General features: G+C 57.0%; 21 protein-coding genes. 12 read left to right on the top strand and 9 right to left on the bottom strand.

The features are described from left to right. Nucleotides 1-49 precede the first annotated feature (49 nt). On the top strand, nt 50-727 hold the full coding sequence (locus LIX93_RS22415; protein WP_226506255.1) for an OmpW family outer membrane protein: 678 nt from the start codon (nt 50-52) through the stop codon (nt 725-727). 119 nt (nt 728-846) lie between these two features. On the opposite strand, the gene LIX93_RS22410 is transcribed toward LIX93_RS22415, so the two are convergent. Then, nucleotides 847-1,776: an NAD-dependent epimerase/dehydratase family protein gene (locus LIX93_RS22410; RefSeq protein ID WP_226506254.1), complete on the bottom strand. Its 930-nt coding sequence runs from the start codon at nt 1,774-1,776 to the stop codon at nt 847-849. Beyond that, on the bottom strand, nt 1,769-2,653 hold the full coding sequence (locus LIX93_RS22405; protein ID WP_226506253.1) for a sugar nucleotide-binding protein: 885 nt from the start codon (nt 2,651-2,653) through the stop codon (nt 1,769-1,771). Before LIX93_RS22405 ends, LIX93_RS22410 begins: the two co-directional genes overlap by 8 nt. Before the next feature lie 270 nt (nt 2,654-2,923). Between LIX93_RS22405 and LIX93_RS22400 the strand changes: the two genes are divergently transcribed. The 11 genes from LIX93_RS22400 to LIX93_RS22350 all read left to right on the top strand — a co-directional run bounded on the left by LIX93_RS22400 (nt 2,924) and on the right by LIX93_RS22350 (nt 13,057). Next, a complete protein-coding gene (locus tag LIX93_RS22400) occupies nt 2,924-3,943 on the top strand; it encodes a substrate-binding domain-containing protein (RefSeq protein WP_226506252.1) in 1,020 nt (339 codons plus the stop codon). After that, a complete protein-coding gene (locus LIX93_RS22395; RefSeq protein ID WP_226506251.1) occupies nt 3,927-4,931 on the top strand; it encodes an ABC transporter substrate-binding protein in 1,005 nt (334 codons plus the stop codon). Before LIX93_RS22400 ends, LIX93_RS22395 begins: the two co-directional genes overlap by 17 nt. 23 nt (nt 4,932-4,954) lie before the next feature. Next, on the top strand, nt 4,955-5,779 hold the full coding sequence (locus LIX93_RS22390) for an ABC transporter permease (RefSeq protein WP_226506473.1): 825 nt from the start codon (nt 4,955-4,957) through the stop codon (nt 5,777-5,779). Then, nucleotides 5,776-6,573: an ABC transporter permease subunit gene (locus LIX93_RS22385; RefSeq protein ID WP_226506250.1), complete on the top strand. Its 798-nt coding sequence runs from the start codon at nt 5,776-5,778 to the stop codon at nt 6,571-6,573. Before LIX93_RS22390 ends, LIX93_RS22385 begins: the two co-directional genes overlap by 4 nt. After that, nucleotides 6,570-7,628, top strand: a complete 1,059-nt coding sequence (locus tag LIX93_RS22380; protein WP_226506249.1) for an ABC transporter ATP-binding protein — start codon at nt 6,570-6,572, stop codon at nt 7,626-7,628. The genes LIX93_RS22385 and LIX93_RS22380 overlap by 4 nt, the downstream gene beginning before the upstream one ends. After that, nucleotides 7,625-8,455, top strand: a complete 831-nt coding sequence (locus LIX93_RS22375; RefSeq protein WP_226506248.1) for a phosphodiesterase — start codon at nt 7,625-7,627, stop codon at nt 8,453-8,455. The genes LIX93_RS22380 and LIX93_RS22375 overlap by 4 nt, the downstream gene beginning before the upstream one ends. A 146-nt stretch (nt 8,456-8,601) precedes the next feature. Beyond that, the gene (locus LIX93_RS22370) at nt 8,602-9,672 is read left to right on the top strand and encodes a hypothetical protein (protein ID WP_226506247.1); all 1,071 of its coding nucleotides are present in this window, start codon (nt 8,602-8,604) and stop codon (nt 9,670-9,672) included. A 21-nt stretch (nt 9,673-9,693) separates the two neighbouring features. Continuing rightward, entirely contained in the window at nt 9,694-10,479 is a 786-nt protein-coding gene (locus LIX93_RS22365; protein ID WP_226506472.1) for a TSUP family transporter, read from the top strand. A gap of 63 nt (nt 10,480-10,542) precedes the next feature. Continuing rightward, complete coding sequence (locus tag LIX93_RS22360; RefSeq protein ID WP_226506246.1) at nt 10,543-11,037, top strand: heme-degrading domain-containing protein; 495 nt, start codon at nt 10,543-10,545, stop codon at nt 11,035-11,037. Between the two features lie 89 nt (nt 11,038-11,126). Continuing rightward, nucleotides 11,127-11,735: an NADAR family protein gene (locus tag LIX93_RS22355; RefSeq protein ID WP_226506245.1), complete on the top strand. Its 609-nt coding sequence runs from the start codon at nt 11,127-11,129 to the stop codon at nt 11,733-11,735. Nucleotides 11,736-11,905: 170 nt separating this feature from the next. Further along, nucleotides 11,906-13,057, top strand: coding sequence for a major royal jelly family protein (locus LIX93_RS22350; protein WP_226506244.1), 1,152 nt, complete (start codon nt 11,906-11,908; stop codon nt 13,055-13,057). Between the two features lie 584 nt (nt 13,058-13,641). Here LIX93_RS22350 and LIX93_RS22345 read toward each other — a convergent pair. The 7 genes from LIX93_RS22345 to LIX93_RS22310 form a co-directional block, all read right to left on the bottom strand. Continuing rightward, on the bottom strand, nt 13,642-14,271 hold the full coding sequence (locus tag LIX93_RS22345; protein ID WP_226506243.1) for an HNH endonuclease: 630 nt from the start codon (nt 14,269-14,271) through the stop codon (nt 13,642-13,644). Continuing rightward, on the bottom strand, nt 14,258-15,715 hold the full coding sequence (locus LIX93_RS22340) for an ATP-binding protein (RefSeq protein ID WP_226506242.1): 1,458 nt from the start codon (nt 15,713-15,715) through the stop codon (nt 14,258-14,260). Before LIX93_RS22340 ends, LIX93_RS22345 begins: the two co-directional genes overlap by 14 nt. Before the next feature lie 195 nt (nt 15,716-15,910). After that, on the bottom strand, nt 15,911-16,501 hold the full coding sequence (locus LIX93_RS22335; protein WP_226506241.1) for a YniB family protein: 591 nt from the start codon (nt 16,499-16,501) through the stop codon (nt 15,911-15,913). A 525-nt stretch (nt 16,502-17,026) separates the two neighbouring features. Continuing rightward, nucleotides 17,027-18,433 carry a ThiF family adenylyltransferase gene (locus LIX93_RS22325; protein ID WP_226506239.1) on the bottom strand — a complete coding sequence of 469 codons (1,407 nt, stop codon included), beginning with the start codon at nt 18,431-18,433 and terminating at the stop codon, nt 17,027-17,029. Then, nucleotides 18,433-18,813: an E2/UBC family protein gene (locus LIX93_RS22320; RefSeq protein ID WP_226506471.1), complete on the bottom strand. Its 381-nt coding sequence runs from the start codon at nt 18,811-18,813 to the stop codon at nt 18,433-18,435. The genes LIX93_RS22325 and LIX93_RS22320 overlap by 1 nt, the downstream gene beginning before the upstream one ends. A 42-nt stretch (nt 18,814-18,855) precedes the next feature. Next, nucleotides 18,856-19,359: a multiubiquitin domain-containing protein gene (locus LIX93_RS22315; protein ID WP_226506238.1), complete on the bottom strand. Its 504-nt coding sequence runs from the start codon at nt 19,357-19,359 to the stop codon at nt 18,856-18,858. A 90-nt stretch (nt 19,360-19,449) separates the two neighbouring features. Next, complete coding sequence (locus LIX93_RS22310) at nt 19,450-20,982, bottom strand: 3'-5' exonuclease (protein WP_226506237.1); 1,533 nt, start codon at nt 20,980-20,982, stop codon at nt 19,450-19,452. Nucleotides 20,983-21,168: the final 186 nt, after the last annotated feature.

Genomic DNA, 21,168 nt, shown 5'->3' with positions numbered 1-21,168 from the left:
CACTCCCTACCATTGGCGCCATCCTTTATGAACTGCCAATGGAGCCCCCATGAACAAGTCCCTGCTCAGCGCTTCGATCCTCGCGCTGGCGCTCGCCACACCCCTCGCCCAGGCTCACCAGGCCGGAGACATCATCGTTCGTGCTGGCGCCGCCACCACGGCACCCAATGAGGACAGCGGCAACCTCAAGGTCGACGGCGCGCGCGTTTCCGGCACCAAGGCGACCCTGGACAGCGACACGCAACTGGGCCTGGCCTTCGCCTACATGCTCGATGATCACTGGGGCGTCGAGTTGCTGCTGGCGACCCCGTTCCAACATAGCGTCGGGGTCAAAGGTGCCGGACTGGGCGGCAAGCTGGCGGACATCAAGCAATTACCGCCGACCCTGTCGCTGCAGTACTACCCACTGGACAAGGATTCGCGCTTCCAGCCCTACGCCGGCGTGGGGATCAACTACACCAAGTTCTACGACGAAGACCTCACCAGCGAACGCAAGGCCCAGGGCTTCAGCAACCTGCGCATGCAGGATTCGGTGGGTTTCGCCGGGCAGATCGGCGCCGACTACATGCTTACCGACAGCATCATGCTCAACGCCGCGGTGTGGTACGTGGACATCAACACCAAGGCCACCGTCGATGGCCCCACGGCGCTGGGCGCGCAGGAAACCAAGGTCAAGGTGGATGTCGATCCGTGGGTGTATATGGTGGGGGTTGGGTATAGGTTCTGATGCGGAATTTTCGCTGATCCTGCCGGCCTCTTCGCGGGAACGCCCAACTCCCACAGTGGTATGTCGTACACCTGTGGGAGCATGGCTTGCCCGCGAAGACGTCCGCCCAGACGGCGCCGTTAACCGGCAATCAAGCGCCGCAGGCCTTCGGTCAACGGGGTGATAGCGGGGAGTTCGAAGTGTTGCAGCAAACGGGCATTGTTGGCGCGTGAGTGTTTGATATCGCCCGCGCGCGCCGGGCCGTAGGTCACGGCAGGCAGATCGCCGACCACCGTGCCCAGCGCTTCGAGCAACTGATTGAGGCTGGTCACGCCATTAAGGCCGACATTGATCGCACCCACCTCCACCTGCGGTTTTTCCAGCGCCTGCACCAGCAGCGCTACCAGGTCTTCCACGTAGAAGAAATCCCGGGTCTGCTCGCCATCGCCGAACAGATTGATCGGCACGCCTTGCTGCGCACGTTCGGTGAAGATGCTGATCACCCCGGAATACGGCGAGGAGGGATCCTGGCGCGGGCCGTAGATGTTGAAGAAGCGAAAGATCACCGGCTCCAGCGCGTGCTGACGGCGGTAAAAATCGAAGTAGTACTCGCTGGCCAGTTTGTCCGACGCGTAGGGGGTCAAGGGCGCCTTGGGCGTGTCTTCGTCGATCGCCTGGCCTTCGCCGTTGTTGCCATACACCGCTGCACTGGAGGCAAACACCACGCGGCGCACCGCGTGCTCGCGCATGGCTTCGCAGACATTCAGGCTGCCGATGAAATTGCTCTGATGCGTGCTCACCGGATCATCGACCGAGGCCTGTACCGAAGCGACTGCGGCCAGATGCACCACCGCCTGACAACCGGCAACCGCACGGGAGACCAGAGCGGCATCGGCAACGCTGCCAACCAACAGCTCGACCTTGGGGTTGTGCAGCGGCAAGTTGCTGCGTTTGCCGAACGACAGGTCATCGAGGATCCGCACCGCGTAGCCCTCGGCCAACAGCGCGTCCACAAGATGGGAACCAATGAACCCGGCGCCGCCGGTGATCAGGACAGGAGCATCAACCATGACGATAATATCGATCCAGTAGGCTCGGGAGTCCGGCCCGCCAGGCGCGTGGTTTGATCCCGAAAGTGTGGAGAATTTTCTTGCAAGCCAGCACAGCGTGCTGCGGCTCGTCGGCGGCATCGGGCCGCGCAGCGTGGGCCTGGGCGGTCGGCGACTCGACCGCCAGGGGGTGCAGATGGGCGGCTTCGGTGAGGATGGCCTGCCCCAGCGCCAGCGGCGTGGTCGCCTCGTTGCCGGCGTAGTGATAGGTGCCCCACAGCGGCGCCTCGCAGTCGAGCTGCTTGAGCACCGAAATGATCACCCGTGCGGCGTCATCCACTGGCGTCGGATTGCCACGACGGTCATCGGCCAACATCAATTCGCGTGGTTGCTCGGCACTGCTCAGGAAACGCCCCAGCACGCCGTCGATGCTGTCATCGAGCAGCCAGCCGAAACGCAGCAACACGTGCTGCGGGCAGGCCGCGCGCACGCTTTGTTCCATGCGCCACAACGCCTGGCCGCGCAGGCCCAAGGGTACCGGTTCGTCTTTTTCGCTATAGGCGGTGGCCCGCGAGCCGTCGAACACCCGGTAGCTGGACGGCTGCACCAGCACGATCTGGTGGTGCTGGCACAGCTCGGCCAGACGCTCGACCGAGCGCTCCTGCGCAGTCAGGCGCGCTTCGCTGACGCTTTCGGCCTGGAACCAATCGAAGTAGTAAGCCAGGTTGATCAACGCATCGGGGCGGGTGTCATCGAGCAGCTGAGTCAGGCTCGCTACATCCCAACCGTCCTGCGGGGGGCGCGGGGCGAGGAAGCCGATGTCCTCTTCCGCTCCGAGGCGAATCAGCGCTTGCCCCAGGGCATTCCCACCGCCCAACAGCATAAGGCGCATTCGCATAGAGTCAGCAGGTCCAGTGTGGTTGAGACCGTGCAGCACGGTCTGTTGACAATGATGGCTCACGGTGGCCGGCAGACCAGGCCACGCGCGAGGCAGAAGGCGGATATTATTGCATTTTGCAGAGTTGTGCTGAACCGATAGCCAATAAACTCCGTTTGATCCAGTAAACACGGGCTCCATCCGTCACACAACTGCAATACCCCAGTCCTTTTTCTGCCACATCCCCACGCCACAATCGGCGCCAATGAGATCGATCTCAAACAGGCGCCCATGACCGATTTGAAAGATGTTGCACAACTGGCGGGGGTTTCCCGCGCCACTGCCGCTCGCGCGTTCGCCACACCGGATGTGGTCCGCGAGGCGACGCGTGAATTGGTATTCGCCGCCGCGCGGACGCTGAATTTTCGCCCCAATCGGCTGGGTCGGCAGTTCCGTCTGCAAGCCACGCACATGATCGGCGTGGTCGTACCCAACCTGCTCAACCCGGTGTTCGCCGAGCAGTTTCAGGCGATGGAGCGGGTCGCCCGCGTGCACGGCTACAACTTGCTGCTGGCCACCACCGACTACGACAGCGCTCGCGAGGCCGAAGTGGTCGAGGACCTGCTGCGCCAGCGCGTCGACGGCCTGGTACTGACGGTCACCGATGCCCAGGACAATCCGCTGCTCGATGCCCTGAGCCGCGAAGCCACGCCGTTCGTGCTCGCCTACCACCAACCGACACGCGCCGACTTCAGCGCGGTGTCGGTGGACAACCGCGCCGGCATGCAACTGGCAACCGAGCACCTGCTGCAGCTGGGCCACACCCATATCGGCATGGTCGCCGGCCCCGCGCTGCAATCGGACCGCGCCCGCCTGCGTTATCAGGGTTATTGCGACGCCCTGCAGGCCCGCGGCCTGAAGCCGATGCCGGTACTCGAAATGCCCGCCCACACCCGAGCCGACCTTAGCGTGCTAGCGCCCTGGTTGCGCGGCCTTGAAGCGCCGACGGCACTGGTGTGCTCCAACGATCTACTGGCCATCAGCGTCATCGCCGAACTGCGTCGCGGCGGTCGCCAGGTACCTCGGCACCTGTCGGTGATCGGTTTCGACGGCATCGCCCTCGGCACTCAGATTCATCCCTCGCTGTGTTCCGTGGTGCAGCCCATCGAGGCGCTGGCCCAGGCCGTGATCGACCAATTGCTCGCCCTGATCGGCGGCGGTGCCCCTGCCTCTATTTGCTTGCCTTGTCATATCCGCCCCGGCGACAGCATCGCCCTCACTTGGAGCATCCCCCATGAAAAGGTCCGCTAGTACCCTGGCCGCCGTGCTGTTGCTGGGCATCGCCCGCCTCGCCCCGGCCGCCGAAACCGCCATCTGCTACAACTGCCCGCCCGAGTGGGCCGATTGGGGCACCCAGTTGCAGGCCATCGCCGCCGACACCGGCGTGCACGTGCCATTGGATAACAAGAACTCCGGCCAGGCGCTCGCACAACTGGTGGCCGAACAGGCTGCACCGGTGGACGATGTGGTCTATTACGGCGTGACCTTCGGCCTGCAGGCGCAGAAGGCCGGGGTGCTCGACGCTTACAAACCCAAGGGCTGGGATGATATTCCCGCGGGCCTGAAGGACCCGCAGGGTCACTGGTTCGCGATCCACTCCGGCACCCTCGGCCTGATGGTCAACGTCGACGCCTTGGGCGGCAAGCCAGTACCAAAAAGCTGGGCTGATCTGCTCAAGCCGGAGTACCAGGGCATGGTCGGCTACCTCGATCCGTCCAGCGCCTTTGTCGGCTACGTGACGGCAGTGGCAATCAACCGCGCCATGGGCGGCACCCTCGACAACTTCGAGCCGGCCCTGGACTACTTCCGCAAGCTGGCGAAAAACTCGCCGATCGTGCCCAAACAGACCGCCTATGCGCGAGTGCTGTCGGGCGAGTTGCCGATTCTCGTGGACTACGACTTCAACGCCTACCGCGCCCGTTACAAGGACAAGGCCAATGTGGCGTTCGTGATTCCTAGCGAAGGTACGGTGTCAGTGCCTTACGTGATGAGCCTGGCCAAAAATGCGCCGCACCGCGCCAATGCCGAAAAGGTCCTCGACTACGTGCTCTCGGACAAGGGCCAGGCGCTGTGGGCCAATGCCTATCTGCGCCCGGTGCGCCCGGTGCAGATGCCGGATGAGGTTGCCAAGCGCTTCTTGCCCGAGGCCGATTATGCCCGCGCCGGTACCGTGGATTACGGGCAGATGGCTGCCGCGCAGGAAGCCTTCAGCGCGCAGTATCTGCGTGAGGTCAAATGATGAGCGCGCGAGCTCTGCCAGTCATGGCTGCGACGCGTCGACCGTGGCGCTTGCCAGCGCCAGCAGCGTTGGCACTGGCTCCCGCGCTGGCGGTATTGAGCGCGTTCTGGCTGCTGCCATTGGTGCACTTGATCGCCCTCGGCCTGCAACGCCGCGACGGCCATGACACCGCCTACTGGCAGGTGCTGAGCAGCGCGCAATACCTGAGCAGCCTGGCGCAGACCTGCGCGCTGGCCGTTGTCGTCACCGCTGCCGCGCTCCTGATCGGGGCGGTGGTGGGATGCTTTCTCGCCCGCCAGCGCTTCTTCGGGCGCTCGGCCCTGGTGGCGCTGCTGACCTTTCCCCTGGCCTTCCCCGGTGTGGTGGTGGGGTTTCTGGTGATTCTGCTGGGCGGTCGCCAGGGCCTCGCCGCCAGCCTGTTCGGCCAGCACTGGGTGTTCGCGTATTCATTGATCGGGCTGTTTGTGGGCTATCTGTATTTCTCCATTCCGCGGGTCATCCTGACGGTCATGGCCGCGTGCGACACCCTCGACAGCAGCCTTGAAGAAGCCGCCCGCTCACTGGGCGCGAAACCTTGGCGCGTGGTGCTGGATGTGATCGTGCCGGGGCTGGCGCCGGCGCTGGTGTCTTGCGGGGCCATCTGCTTCGCCACCGCCATGGGTGCGTTCGGCACGGCTTTTACCTTGGGCACACAACTGAACGTCACCCCGGTGGCGATCTACAACACCTTCACCAATTACGCCAACTTCGCCATGGCGGCGGCCTTGTCGGTCGTGCTCGGCGCGATCACTTGGATCGCCCTGCTACTGGCCCGGCGCTTGATTCGGCAAACGGGAGCCAACCTATGAAACGTGGCGTGTGGTTCTACAGTCAGCTGACGTTCGTGGTGCTGGTGTGCAGCTTCATGTTGGTGCCGGTGCTGATGTCGCTGCTGGCCGGGGTGACGCGCAATTACTTCCAGGGCGTGGTCGCCAGCGGCTTGACCCTGGATTGGCTGGCGCAGGTATGGAACGCCTATGCCGATACGGTCTGGCTGTCGCTGCAACTGGCCGTTGCCTGCGCCCTTTGCGTGGTGGTGATCGGTGTGCCGGCGGCCTATGCCTTGGTGCGCATGAACAACCGCTATAGCCGCGCCTTCGAGGAATTGATGGTGCTGCCCGTGGCCATGCCCGGCCTGGCCAGTGCGCTGGCGTTGTTGCTCACCTATGGCCAGTACGGCGCCTTTCGGGGCAGTTGGCTGTTCATTCTGGTCGGCCATGTGATTTTCACCCTGCCGTTTCTGGTACGCCCGGTGATGGCAGTGATGCAGCGCCAGCAATTGCCCTTCCTCGAAGAAGCCGCCGCCAGCCTCGGCGCCGGCCCGCTAGAACGCTTTTTCACCATCGTGGTACCTAACTGCCGCACCGGCATCGTCGCCGGGGTGCTGATGGTGGTGACCCTATCGCTGGGCGAGTTCAACCTGACCTGGATGCTCCATACCCCGCTGACCAAGACCCTGCCCGTGGGCCTTGCAGACAGTTACGCCTCGGCGCGGCTCGAAGTCGCCAGCGCCTACACCCTGATTTTCCTGTTGCTGATCGTGCCGCTGCTCATTGCCCTGCAAGCCGTCAGCAACCACCTTGCCCGTGGAGACCGTCGATGACCGGCACCCCTATCCGCCTCGAAGGTTGCCGCAAGACCTTCACCAACGGCACCGTCGCCTTGCATTCGCTGGACCTGGATATCCACCCCGGCGAGACCTTGGCCATTCTCGGTCCGTCGGGCTGCGGCAAGACCACTACCTTGCGCCTGATTGCGGGCCTCGAGCGCCCCGACAGCGGCCGCGTGCTGTTCGGCGAGGAGGACGTCACCGCCCTGCCCATCGAACGCCGTGACGTGGGCATGGTGTTCCAGAACTACGCGCTGTTCCCCAATCTGGATGTCGCCGGCAATATCGTCTATGGCCTGAAGATCCGCGGCATTCCCAAGGCCGAACGCCACACCCGTTGCGCCGAACTGCTGGAGCTGGTCGGCCTCAAGGACCTCGGCCGGCGCGCCATTCACGAATTGTCCGGCGGCCAGCGCCAGCGTGTCGCGCTCGCCCGCGCCTTGGCGCCGCGCCCTCGGGTGCTGCTGCTCGACGAACCGCTCGCCGCCCTCGATGCGCAACTGCGCGAACGCCTGCGCAGCGAGCTCGACCAACTGCTGCGCCACCTCGGTATCACCGCGGTATTCGTCACTCACGACCAGGGCGAAGCCATGGCGCTCGGGCATCGAATCCTGGTGATGGAACAGGGGCGTGTCGCACAGCTCGCTACGCCGCAGACCATCTATCAGCAACCGGCCAACAGCTTTGTTGCGGGTTTTGTCGGCAACCTCAACGCCTTCACCGTGCTGGAGCGCAGCCAGGCCGGGCTCAAGGTGCAAGGTGGCGAGCTGCCCTGGAGCGCTGGTGATTTTCCCGACACCCTGTATTGCCGCCCTGAGCACCTGCAGGTCGCGAGTGGCAATGGCCATTTGCATGGGCGCTTGGTGGCGCAGTTCTTTCAGGGTGCCCATAGCCGTTTGCTGGTCGATATCGGCGCAGCGCAGCCGCTACTGGTCGACTGCGATGAGGCCGCCAACCTTCAAGTCGGCGATGCCATCGCGCTGGGCATCGCGCCTCGGCATCTGTTTCGACTCAACAACGGCGCGGGTCGCAGCGAGGTCGTGGCATGAGCCGGCCGTTCCTGATAGCCCAGATCAGCGATCCCCACCTCAAGGCCGGCGGCAAGTTCAGCTATGGCGTGGTCGATACCCTCGGCGCCTTGAAGCGCATGGTGGCGCATTTGAACGCCTGTGTGCCGCGCCCTGATGTAGTGGTCGTGAGCGGTGACCTGGTGGATTTCGGCCGGGCCGATGAATATGCAGTACTCGCACCGCTACTGGCTGAACTGGCCATGCCGTTCTACCTGGTGCCGGGCAACCATGATGATCGCGGGGAGATGCTCGCGGCGTTTGGCGGGCAGTCATGCCTGCCCGTCACCGGAGGCACGCTCGACTGGGTTGATGAGGCCTGGCCGGTGCGCTTGATCGGGCTGGATTCCACCGTCCCCGGCGCCCATGGCGGCCAACTGAGCGATGCACAACTGGCCTGGCTCGATCAGCGCCTCGGCGCACGGCCCGATGTACCGACTGTATTGATTCTCCATCACCCACCCTTCATCACCGGCATCGGCCACATGGACAGCGAACCCTTCGCCAACGCGGCGGCATTCGAGCGCGTAGTGGCGCGTCACCAACAGGTCGAGCGCTTGCTCTGCGGGCATCTGCATCGGCCGATTCAAAAGCGTTTTGGCGGCAGCCTGGTGAATGTGTGCCCCGGGACATCGCATCAAATCGTGCTGGATCTGCAACAAGATGCCCCAGCGCATTTCGGCCTGGAACCGGCGGGGTATCTGTTGCACTGGTGGCATCCGCAGGAGGGCCTGGTGACCCATACCGGTGTGCTCGGTGACTATCCAGGGCCGTATCCGTTTTACGATGCGCAGGGGTTGATTGACTGATACAGAAACAAATTTTTACGTCGTTACATTTTCAAATAGAAAGGCAGTTATCAGGCAGCATTTCCCTCTGTACATCGATTGCAGGGGAATCGATTCTAGGGGCGTTTCAGGACAACAAGAACAACACCTAGAATGGAATCCTCCCTATGCACGCGCATAAAAACGCGTCGACAACCGTCGATCTTGAATATGAACAACTGTCTTTCTCGCCCACTCAAACCGCGCTGCTGGCCGAGAGTGCCGACCGCATTGCCGCTGCGGGAGGCCCCGAGTTGCCCGGGGCCATTGCTTGCGCCAGCGCAGCGGCACTACGGTTATATCGAAGCTTCAACGCTGGCCAGCGCGATATTGTGCGGCGCTATTCAGACGGTCATCTCGCCGTGCTGGAGTGCTCGGGGCTGCTGCCGCCTCGGCAGGATCCACCCCCAAGTGATTTACCGCCGCTGCATGTGCTGGAAAACGCCCCTGAATGCCTGCACCTGGCGGCACGCAATCAGATACTGCTGCATTTGGTAAAACATCGGGCGTTTGCCTACGACATGGACAACAACGCCCGACTGATTCGTTTTGTCGGCAATTTTTGCGGCGGTGGCCTGCTACCCCGCGCCGACGAACCCTCGGACAGCAGCCTTGAACTCAGTTCACATGCAGGCCTGCCGCTCGGCCCTCACACCGAGGCGCCGTACCACTGCGCGATTGAACCGCTCGACGGGCATTCTCCAGCGCCGTCCACACTCATCCTGACGGCGCGCTGGAACCCATTGGGCGAGCCCACCTGCATCATCCCCATGACGCCGGTCATCGACCGCATCGGTGCCAGAGCCGCACTCGCGTTGACTTCCGCGTCCTTCGATTACACCCGCAGCGACTCCTTCGTTACCGGTAGCGGTTCCAGCGGGCAAGCCGTCTCGATCCTGCAGTTCGACGTCAACGGCGGCTATGCGCTGCGCTACAACAGTTATCGCTACTCGCTGAACGAAAACGCTAGCCCAGCGGCGATTGCCGCCTTTCAAGCGTTGAACACTCAGGTGCGCGGCAGTGAAGTCATCAAGATCACCTTGACCGCGAGCAATGCCCTATTGATCAACAACTATCGCGCGCTGCACTGCCGAGACATCATCCGCGACAACCGACGTCTGCTGATTCGCCTGTTCGGTTACTCGCGCTTCGTCTCCCCCATTGTCCTCAATGCAGACCCTTTGAAGGTCAAGGGCTGAGGACTCACGCAAGGAAATCCGCTGTTGGAAATCGAACTCTCGCTGATCCTGATCATGGCCGGCGTCGCGCTGCTGGCCGGCTTCTTCGACGCAATCGCCGGCGGCGGCGGTCTGATTACCCTGCCCGCACTGCTCCTGGGGGGCATTGACCCGTTGGTTGCCATCGCCACCAACAAATTCCAAGCGGCCTCGGCGACGGTGTCGGCTACCGCTGCCTTTGCCCGCAAGGGGATGATCGAGTGGCGCAGCGGCTTGCCCATGGCAGCCATGGCGTTTGTTGGCGGGGCACTGGGAGCGTTGTCGGTCAACCTGATCCCCCGGGCTGTATTGGAAGCGCTGGTACCGGTGCTTTTGATCGGCGTCGCGATCTACTTCGCGCTCAGCCCCAAACTCAGTAACGACGAACGCCGTGCCAAGCTGCCAGCCGTAGTTTTCTGCTTGACCTTGGCGCCATTGATCGGCTTCTACGATGGCGTGTTCGGCCCAGGTGTCGGGTCGTTCTTCATGGTTGCGTTCGTATTGGTGATGGGCCAAGGCATACTGCGCGCAGTGTGCAACAGCAAGCTGCTCAATGCCTCTTGTAACCTGGGCTCGCTGGCGGTGTTCGCAATGATGGGCAACATTCTGTTGCCATTGGCGCTGGCAATGGCCGTGGGCGCTTTCGTGGGCGCACAACTGGGTGCGCGATGTGCGGTGCGCTTTGGTCCGCGACTGATCAAACCCTTGTTGATCGGCGTGTGCTGCCTGATGGCAGGCAAGCTGTTATTGGCGCCTGGGGGCCTCTGGCATGGATTGCTATTGGACTGAGCAGATTGGTCTCTGTGCCCTACACTCTCCGGCTGAACAACATCACGACTCGGAGCGACAACAATGGATATAACAGAAGACCTGAGACGTATCGCCCTGCAGGAGCAGACCATCAGGTTCGAGCATTTCGACAAGGCCACCGCCTGGGATCTGGGCAATCGACTGAAGCTGGCGTGTGAGGCGCGGGAAGCTGCAGCCACTATCGAAGTGCGGATCGCGCGCGACACGGTGTTTTTGTATGCCATGCCGGGCACTGTAGCGGTGAATGCAGAGTGGGCGCGGCGCAAGCGCAATGTTACCGAATTACTGGAACAGAGTTCCTATGCAGTCGGCCTGACATTGGAGCGTGACGGACAGACACTGCAGGATCCTTCGGGATTGCCCATGATCGATTTTGCGCCCCATGGCGGGTGCTTTCCCATTGCGTTGCGCAAGGGTGGGTTTATCGGTGCGGTGACGGTTTCCGGGCTGCCACAGCGCGAAGATCACGCGCTGGTGGTGGAGGTATTGGCGCAGATGTGTGGGGTCGAGTTGGAGGGGTTGGCGCTGGACGAGTGAGGTATCAGGGATTCCTTGGTCGCGCTCATTCGCGACCAGGCTTGCTAAGCTTCAGGAATTTCGCCATTGCCACACCTCAGGAGCAGTACATGCAAGGGGTCAACGATATTCGTTCGCTACAGGCGTCCATTGCAGGTGGCGTCCATCCAGACTATCTGTTTTTCTGGGGCCACACGCCCCGCCACCCCCATGCCGTGGACCGTAGCTGCCTGAGCCAGTGGTATCCGGCGGCCTTTACACTGGACGGCCACGAGTACGGCACGGCGGAACATTACATGATGGCCGAGAAGGCGCGCTTCTTTGGCGACCCTGAACTGGCCGAGCGAATCATCCGGATAGAGACGCCCGCGCAAGCGAAAAAGCTCGGTCGCGAGGTTGAAGGCTTCGATCAGCAACGTTGGGAAGAGGCACGTTGCGAGATCGTTTTCGCCGCCAACCTGGCCAAATTCGAACAGAACCTGGGATGCCGGGCGTTCCTGCTGGCGAGCCGCGATCGCGTGCTGGTAGAGGCCAGCCCAGTAGACAGCATTTGGGGTATCGGCCTGGCGATGGACGATCCTCGGGCCGAGTCGCCAGAGGCGTGGCAGGGGTTGAATCTGCTGGGGTTCACGCTGATGCGAGTGCGGGAAAAGCTGTTCGAATTCCAACATTCGGCCCTGGAAGAGCTGAACGCTGAACGTTCTGATACGACAACCTGATTAAGCTCGCTGACATTAAATGTAACGCTGGCTAAACGATCTTTCACGGAACAAAGCCGTCGCGGGATGTTTCCATACGCTGATCAGCCCTCTACGGGCTTTTTTTGAAACCCGGACTGAAACCGGTTTCAGTCTCAGTGACGGTTTATATCTGCCTAGGAGGCACCGCTATGCGCAACACCCAGGAACGGCCCTTCAGCCCCAATCGCCTGCGCGCCTTGGCACTGGCTATCGCCTGTGCCGCCACTCCCGTATTCGCTACGCCCAGCGCCCCGGCGGCAAATGTGCAAGTCGCCGTATCGTTGCAAAAAAATGAAGCTTCAGGCGTGGTGGTCACCCCCGACGGCCGGATGTTCTTGACCATCCCGCGAGCCGGAGTCAACCACAGCGACCCGTCGCTGGTGGAAATCGTCAACGGCCAGCCAGTGGCCTTCCCGGACACCGCCCACACCGTGCCATCGGATAAAACCCTGGCTGACTGGCTAGTTTCACCGCTAGGGCTGACCCTGAGTGGCAACACCCTGTGGGTGCTGGACGAAGGCAAACGCGCGGGCATCGATGCCATCCCTCGCGACAGCGCCAAGCTGGTGGCCATCGATATCCCCACACGCACCGTGCGCAAGACGATCCTGATCAACAAGCCCCAACTGCGCGACACCGAGCAGCTCAACGATCTGCGGGTCGACATGCAGCACGGCGCCCAAGGCACCGTGTACATCTCCAATAACGGGTTCTCCAAGCCCGACAGCTCGCTGCTGGTGGTCGACATCGCCAGCGGCAAGGTACGCGAGCTGTTCAAGGACCAGCCCCAGGTATCACCAGCCCCTGGCTACATGACCTGGGTCGAGGGCAAACCTCACGCCTACAGCGTGGACCACGCCACCATGCCTCAAGGTGGCGTGAACGGTATCGAGCTGTCGCCGGATGGCAAAACCCTGTACTGGACTATCCCAACCAACGCCAACACCTACAGCCTGCCCACCGCGCTGCTGAGCGACCCCAAACAAAGCGAGGCGCAACTGGCCAAGGCCGTGCACTTCGAGGGGCAGGCGGCGTCGAACGGCGGTATTACGGTAGATGAGCACGGCACCCTGTATTACGGTGATGCTTCGCACCATGCGATCGTCGCCAAAGATACCCAGGGGCAATTCAGCCTCGTGGCTCAGGACCCGCGGCTGATCTGGCCGGATGGGCTGTATTACCGCGATGGGTATCTGTATGTGACGATCGGACAGTGGCAGCGGGCGCCAGGGTTGAATGGTGGAAAGGATTTGCGGGCGGCGCCTTATGATGTGCTGAAGATCAAGGTCGGAGGGGCATGATACTGCCTGCGATTTAAACGCATTGATAAGCAGGTCTACAAAGCAATTTGATATATACATCTGTTCAGCGGGCACAGGGTCAAAAACCTGGCCCGCCATCAGGACGACTAGAACCACAAACAATCAGGCTTCTTCGACTGAGCTACTAGTGACGCGGCGCCGAGTAACATGAAATTAGCTTTCCTACAAGATGCGGACAGCACTCATGGATAAAGTAGCTAAATTCTTGAGACTTATAGTTCTACACACCTATACGGCAGCCTCTGATTTTATAAAGCTCGGCTACAGCAGCGCAAAAAAAACCGCGACACTGAGGTCGCGGCTTCTTGTAACAGCAGGATCAGATAGCCGTTAGAACGGGAAAGGATAGGTGAGATAAGATATGTAAAGATTACTCCAAGCCCCAGTTGGATTATAGCGGTTTAGCGTAGAAAAACCAGGTAGAATCGTAAAGTTTCAACCATAAAAGTCGACGAAGTTTATCAACGTGTCAAAATTAGGGGCCCACCAACCATCACTCACCCACAGGCTTGAACGCAAAGCTAAAGGCAGAGGTTTTTCGCCGTTTAATAATTATAGGTTGGTCAATCTGGCCGATAGTAAGACACCAACTTCAATTCAGCATAAGCCCCTGAGTCCATCTCAGCTTCTAACTCACGCTCCGCAATAAAACCTGCCCGTCGAACGGTCAAGCGCTTGTCGCTGAGCAAAAAGAAATCTATTGTAGATTGGCCTTTAGGTGTCAGAGCCTTCACAAGAATATGCTGACCTTGCTGCAACTCCAAGAACTCAATCTCGTTTTCTGGCGTGTCGAAAAATGGATGAATTATACAAAAAACACACTCATCGTAATTCTCATTATATGTTTGCAGTGTAACTCTTTGACCTTTAATTCTACGATTACAAAACCCACAAGCAGCAAATAGATTTTTTAGATTGAACATGAACTCCGGATAGCCAGTAAGCTGCCCCTTATGAACGAAATGCTCTCGATCAACGAGATTCCAATCCAAACTAAGACCACAGTAAGCACATCTATTATCCTGAATTTCAGCTAGCTGTTCAAGAAGGGCAGACTTATACTCCGCCATTTCTTTATTTGTCTTATCCCAAAGGGCGGCCTTGTGTGGTTTTAGGCTCTCTAAATAATCTATTACCTCATCGGGAAACTGAGGCAGCCTGTCAATATTCAAATACCAATTAGTGATGGCCATCAGAGTATCCCCTGATTGCTCCAATCACCTTATTTAGCGGATCCGATGAGTCGAACACCAGCCCTTGAAACTTAGATGCTAGCACTGACAAGCGAACCAGATCGCTGTCTTTAACTGCAATCAGATTTAATGCTTCCTGCAGATCTTTTTCGAACGCATGATTACCGATAGTTCTAACATTAAAAACAGAGTACAAAATATTTTCTGGACTCCATGCATAAGTTGAATACTCGAGATTCTCGATAGAAATACCACCATCTTTTTCCTTTTTAAAAACATGGAGAGAACTATTAGCCTCATCCAAATCAGAAAGGATAAAATGCGAATGCGTAGCAATAATCAAATGACAATTTTTAACAGCTACCAATGCTTTTTTCAACAGCCCCACATAACGAATCTGCCAAGCAGGATGCAGGCTGACTTCTGGCTCATCAATAAAAATTATAGAGTCGTCGCACGCATACCTTAGAATACTAGAAAAACCGTAAAGCAACTGAGTTTCACCAGAGCTTGCATTAGAGAATGCATAAGATTCATAAGCGCCAACTCTAAATAGTTCTAAATGGACATCCTTAATCAGGCCTACTCGCCTTACAATATTTAAGAAATCATATATTTCACTATGACCCCGCCCATCGCTTTTTAAATCTATATCAAAATAGTGTGACTTATCAGTCTGCTGCCTTAAATGTTTATACCCCTCAAATATAGACATCACGTCTTTTTTTGAGGTGGACGTAAACATATCGACCTGCATTCGACGCTGATAATTTGAATAATTATGAATATATTCAAGTAAAGCATCTGGACTGCTTAGCGCTTCTGAAAATTTTCTTTTACTCGTAGCAGAAAGCGAGATCCTGAATTTAGTTTGCAACCCTAGCTGATCGAACAAGGCCTCAATGGGAACGGCAGCACCGAGAGTATCCATCATCAACAGATTCTCAATGGTCTTCCTAGCTAAGGTTGCGCTCCACGAAGCATTGCTTGTTTCACGAAGCCCACAGTATTTATAAAAATCCCCCTCTAACTCCTCATCATTAGTTGAAAAAGGAAACTTATCATTATATGCGCTACTAATCGCAATTATTCGAGCGGGCAAAGGAATTTCCCCTGGAAATATATGCCCACCATCCAAGGTAACTTTCAAAGTTGTGCTATCAACCTGAGCATCTACAAAGCCCGCAGATGTGTAATAGCATAATCTTAAATCGCCACTTGTCGACGTAAGATCTTTGCGGCGATTTGATAGCTTTCTAGGTCCACCACCTGATCTAGCCTGGTGCAAAAGTCTAAAAGCATCAATAACGGAGACGATAAATCGTGTCTTACCGGCGGCGTTGTCTCCGACGATAACAGATTTAAGCGGTTTATCTGGACTTGACGCTCCCGAAACGTAAAAATTCTTATGACTACCACTGGTAAAGCTCTTTACCCCAAACATAAACTTCGCTCCCTGACTAGTCTGGCTCGCAGCTATTTTTTTGAGCCCACTAACACGATCATGATGCGTTAGCCCGAGTGCCGCTCTGTTGCATAGCAATTCAAATGGCAAATCAACATCATGCCAATTTAGTATGCAAGAGTCCATATCCTCCTAAGAAATAGATCTTCAGGGCTTCTTATACGGGGCAGCGTCTCAAAGCATCCCAGTCAGCTTTGCTAACACAGCCACAAAGTATCCACTGACGATCGAAAGCCCGATAAGTCCCCAAGGCCGTGTCCACCACCCCCCATCTGGATTAGGTGGCATGGTTTGCTGCAAAATGTTGATCTGGCCAATCAAATTGGCAGAGATTGAGGTGCCAGCTGGTGTACGACTCGCCATCATCGAATTGTGCCACTGCATTTCTTCCACGCGATCAATCTGACGCTGAATGCGAGCCCGGAGCCGTCGACCGGCAAGCACCAATTGCTTGCCCACTATCATGACACCAACAAGGCCCAAAAAAAGTAGATTCCCGTAGGTAAATGGGTCTGCCTGATTGATGGTCGGCACGTTCCGCCAGACGAAACCGATGTAGGGCGCGGTTAGTTCAAATATGGCCGCAATGAAGTTTTGAATTATCGCGCCAAACCGCCAGAGCAGCGCCGAGTCATTCATGCTCTGCGCCGTATGATATATAGCCATAAGAAGACTGATAAAATAGAAGAGTGCTCCGATGAATAGAAGACCACCGCCAGCACATCGTTGAGTTCGAGAAAGCATTACTGCTTGTTTTATATTCATAAACCTTCCTTTTGAATCACCCGAACTAGAGGAAAATGTTTGCCCAGACGCTACTAGTGATCGTAGCACCAGACTCTTATACTAAGGATTACCGAAGTGAACCTATTAAGCAAAAGTATATACAAAACATACAGATACCTTCAGCGCTCTTTAACCGTATTACAGCCCGCCTTCCAAATATACTCATTATTTTGACCAAACTACCGAGCCTTCTCTTATCCAAAAATGGCACTTACAAACGCTATGTTGGTGTACTGACGGCGCAATCGTGGGACGTCCCCAGAAATCCTGCTCTACAGTCCAACGAGGCCTCCGATCAGGGCTCAGCGAAAGCGAGATGCTGGAGTTACATCCTCCTGGGCAGGTGAGGCAAGCCCATTTGCTAATCTCACCATCAATCACTAACCAAAGCTCACCAACAGGGATCACGGTCTTGCCCGGGTGGCGAGAGACCTTCTTTATCAGATAATCGGCATTCAGCCATCCAAACCGACGCAACGTAGTAGCGAAAAAATACCGCATGTTTCACCCTATCACGCCGAGAAACGGGTTGACGTCGCCGCGTCCCCAAACCGCTTCGTTGTGGCAAACAGGGCACCCTTGCATAGGCTTACAGGTCATGGAGCGGTCTTCTACGCGATCAAATCGACGAATCCGGTTGTGAACCATGCCCTCTGCACCCCGGAATCCTGTTAGCCCTTGGATGAGCTCATCGACTGCGGCGCAGGCTATGCTTGTGGTAAACGTTACGACAGCCGGAGCAGGATCCCCACCGCCGTCAACATAAGCTTCAGCCTTACGACGCTCATACTCGATAGGATCGCTACGCTGCAGTCCTTCGGCGGCGGCTCTCTGCGGATTGACGACCCCAAGACACATCAGGCAGGGGGAGCCCGGCTTAATAGTGGTGACCCGTCCGGTCATTTCATATTCGGCTCCACCTCTCGCGGAGCGCATACGCAATCCCAAATCAACAAGCGGGACACCATAAAAGTGAGCGAAACGGTTCAATGTCAGCCGTCCCTGGTTGTCGTCCGTGCATCCGAAAAGTACATCACAGGACTTCAACACATCACGGAGCATTGGATTGCCTACCCAAGCCTTGCTCGTGACCACGTGCGTACCAAGCCCCCAAACCTCGATTTCACGAGCAAGAATGTCCACCTTGGCCAACTGATCCCGTACATCATCTGCTCGTGAGCCATGCACACGATTGAGGTTCGTCGTGTCGATTGTGTCATTGTCGATTAGCGCAAGATGCCCAACGCCTAAACGTGCCAACAGTGAAACTACCGCACTGCCTGTGCCTCCACAGCCGATTACACCCACACGCAGCGAACGAACGATAGGATTGAATCCCTTGCCAAAGAGTGCCGCCTGGCGATCTAGCATCCCGGACTTTTCATGGTGCTTCTGACGCTGCCGAATGTCTATTTTGTTACCGACAATGGAGATCTTCGAAGCATCTGTAGTCGCGGTAGGTGATGTCCAAAGGCGTCCGGCGATGGCCCCGTTCTCCCCGAATACTAGACTTGCGAGTCCCACACTCCGCTTGTTGAATGCTGTGCGGGCCAGCTCAGCCTCATTACGATCATCTTGGTCAGAAAAAAAAGCATCTGCACGAGGGTGGGTGTGAACCAAAGCAGGTATCAGTTCACGATCTTGTGCAACTCCCAACAGTTGCATAAAACCCTTCGTGGACCACGTCACGTGGACAGATGAGGAGGAAATGACCTCGCTTGGGGGGATCGGAACTACTTCGTGCGAGATCAATCGAATGCGTGGGTGTTTTGACCAAGGATCCTCATTGATCTCAGCTCTTCCGAAAAGGACGTAGGCAGCAGCCTCTGAACCGTCCTCTCGGTAAAGCAGCGCACGAAGCGCCGCTTCATGAGATTCGATCAAAGTAATATCCAACGTTGCGCCGGACATTACTTGGCCTCCATCAACGCATGCTCAATGCGCTTGATCATGGTGTGCAGACCATCAACTCCTGGCCGCCATGCACTATTGTGCCGAGACCAGCGCTGCCAGTTGCGTCCGGAGAAAACGTGTGGCTGATCTGCACATGTCGCATACCGACCTACCGTCACCAGTTTCAACCACGGATCGCAGAAAAACATATCAGGCGCAACATCTGGGTATCCGGGAGGTAGAATTACGAGGATATCTGCCGCTGGGTGATCGAATTTATTCTCTGGCAACTGTACTTGCTGGAGTACTACGCCCGTATGAGGACCTTCGCATACCACCTGCGCAGCAATCCCATGACGTTGGAGATAGCGCTGATCTGCCTCCGGGAGGCCTGTCAGGCCCTCCGTAGTATCACGGATAAGAGTGATGAAGCGCTCAATTCAGGGCTTACCTAGATCAATCAGATCAGAATCACGTATCAGCAAATCTTGCCCGCCTCGCACTTCAAGGTAAACATCGTAAGTCTCAGCTGGGACACCGGCGAGAGTTTTCAAAACCTTACCGCTGATAGCCGGTTTACCCCACTCCATCGATTTATCATCGATGCTGAACTTGAACGAGCGGTCAGTCTGAAAAATGATGAATTTTTCGGCACCTCGCTCACGCAGGTCGTAAGTCTCATCAAGCCGCAAATCCTCAAACTCACCAGAGGGGAGAATTGCATAGACGCTGTATTCGTCAACCTGACGAACGCCTGCAGCGATAAGAATTTGCCGCCCAGTTGGCACAGGGTCACTCAGCTGCAAATGACGTTCGCTAAGCTGTTCATCAGCGATAATGATGCTGTAAAAATGAGCAGGATTGAGGGGACGCCCCTCACGGATCGCAGCGCCGACGTCTTCTACCGGAATACGATTGTCACTGCTAGGGTGTTGAGATTGCATATGGATCACCTCAGATAGCCGCTCGCATTTTGCGAGTTTTCTGGCCTTCACTAGGTCAATCGCAGCACTGGAGGAAACCGGAAAGCAGATCTATTTTTTTTTCCCAACAATTATCCCTGCAGGTAAGTCACCACAGATGAAGAAGCTGGGACATGAGGGACATACCCTCGATTCCGGCTTCGGACCAAAAGCACCAGAGCTAATTTCACCCAGCATCCGCGCAGAATTTTCCTTTCGCGAGGCTAGTTTTCGGTCCGTAATGGACATCTCATCAGTCGTTTCACTAGTGAGATACGTAACCTCAATTTTGACAGAGGCGCCGTAGTTCTGAGTTGCTGCCATGTGGAGCAACGTGTACTCGATATCGTCAAACCCATTGAATTTTGGCTTACCCGTCTTCACTCGCCGCACAATGGTCTGGCCATTGCCGCCTCGTACAACACTATCTGGTGTTACAACAACGTTGCCGTGAACCCCTTCTAATAAAATTGGCATGACCGGAATCGGCGTGCCAACGCTTCGGCTTTCGATAAGGTAGTCCACCAGCCGACGGGCAATGATTCTGTAGTCCTCAGAATAGCCATGATCGACAGCGCCTTCCGCCAACCATGCCTTCTCGAAGGCTGCATCAAGTTGAGCCGCGCTGGGAGGAATGTGTTCATATTCGGCTTTTAACCATTGTGAGACGGCCCTCACACCATTGTGCATTTTGAGAAAGGCCGTCTCGGTACGACGCCCTCCAAGTCCGATGACGTGGGAATACAGGAACCTACGGGGACAACGCTCAAACTGAGCAATTTGACTATCATCCCAATTGGGTTTTTCCTCCCAAACAAGCTCCAGCAGAGTTCTTGAGTACGAATCCACGGCTAACAGCAGCGGCTTAGCAACCTGATTTAAATGTTGACCGATAGGGCTCAGAAATTTCGATTTACTGCGGTTTTTACCGTCAGCCTGCAATGATGACGCGTACAAGAACAACCTATCCTGAGCTCTGGAAATGGCAACAAAAAAAAGACATTCCTCTTCCTCCTCGTGCCCAGCTTTCACGGCTTCAAGCCCAGACAGCCCTACAGCACCGTAGATTAGTCCGTCAGGGGGCAGGCAACGTGGCGGCCTGTTGTTCCGGGGTAAGCTTGCGGCCACCATGCCAGGCAAGTGGACAACCGGAAACTCTAGCCCCTTACTGCCGTGAATAGTCATCAGACGTACAGCGTCAACTCCGCCAGCGGCCCTTGGCAGATGGCGAAGGCCACGATCACCAGAAATCAAAACCAACCGTCTTATCCGATCAAGCAATCGGATGCAAGGCAGCCCAGGACCTGATGGCTGCTTGCGACAAAAATTAAGGAATTGCCAAAGAGCCAAGCCCTTCATTTTGCTTCCAGAGTCATCGGCCAGATGAAGACTTCTTCCAAGGCCAAGGCCATCGATAACCCATGACACAAGGATATTCCAAGGGTTCCCTCTGAAATTCAGCCCCTGAAAAAGCTGGGCAATATTCAATAACTTAGGTCTGCTGTCTTCAAAATGTAGGGGAGGCCAGTTTGTCTCATCAAGCCAATCTAAAGGTCCAGCTTCAATCGTGCGGAGGTGTCTAATCAGGTGGACGACTTCTGCCATCGGCAATTCATAACCTGCCATCGCGGACACGCGAATCAAACCGACCGCAGACGCATCATTGTAGTGGTCAACTGATCCCGGACACTGAATTGAGTTTTCCCTCAGCGACCGCAGGCGCTAGCCCTTTGTTGAACTGATGCGGTCGCCGCCAGTTGTATCGCTCCATTAGGAATCGGCCGATATCCT

Origin of the sequence: Pseudomonas sp. MWU16-30317, assembly GCF_020515695.1 — a bacterium.
In the GTDB taxonomy this organism is placed as follows: Bacteria; Pseudomonadota; Gammaproteobacteria; order Pseudomonadales; family Pseudomonadaceae; genus Aquipseudomonas.
Note: the sequence above shows the minus strand (reverse complement) of the source record. Positions and strands in the feature narration are given on the sequence as shown.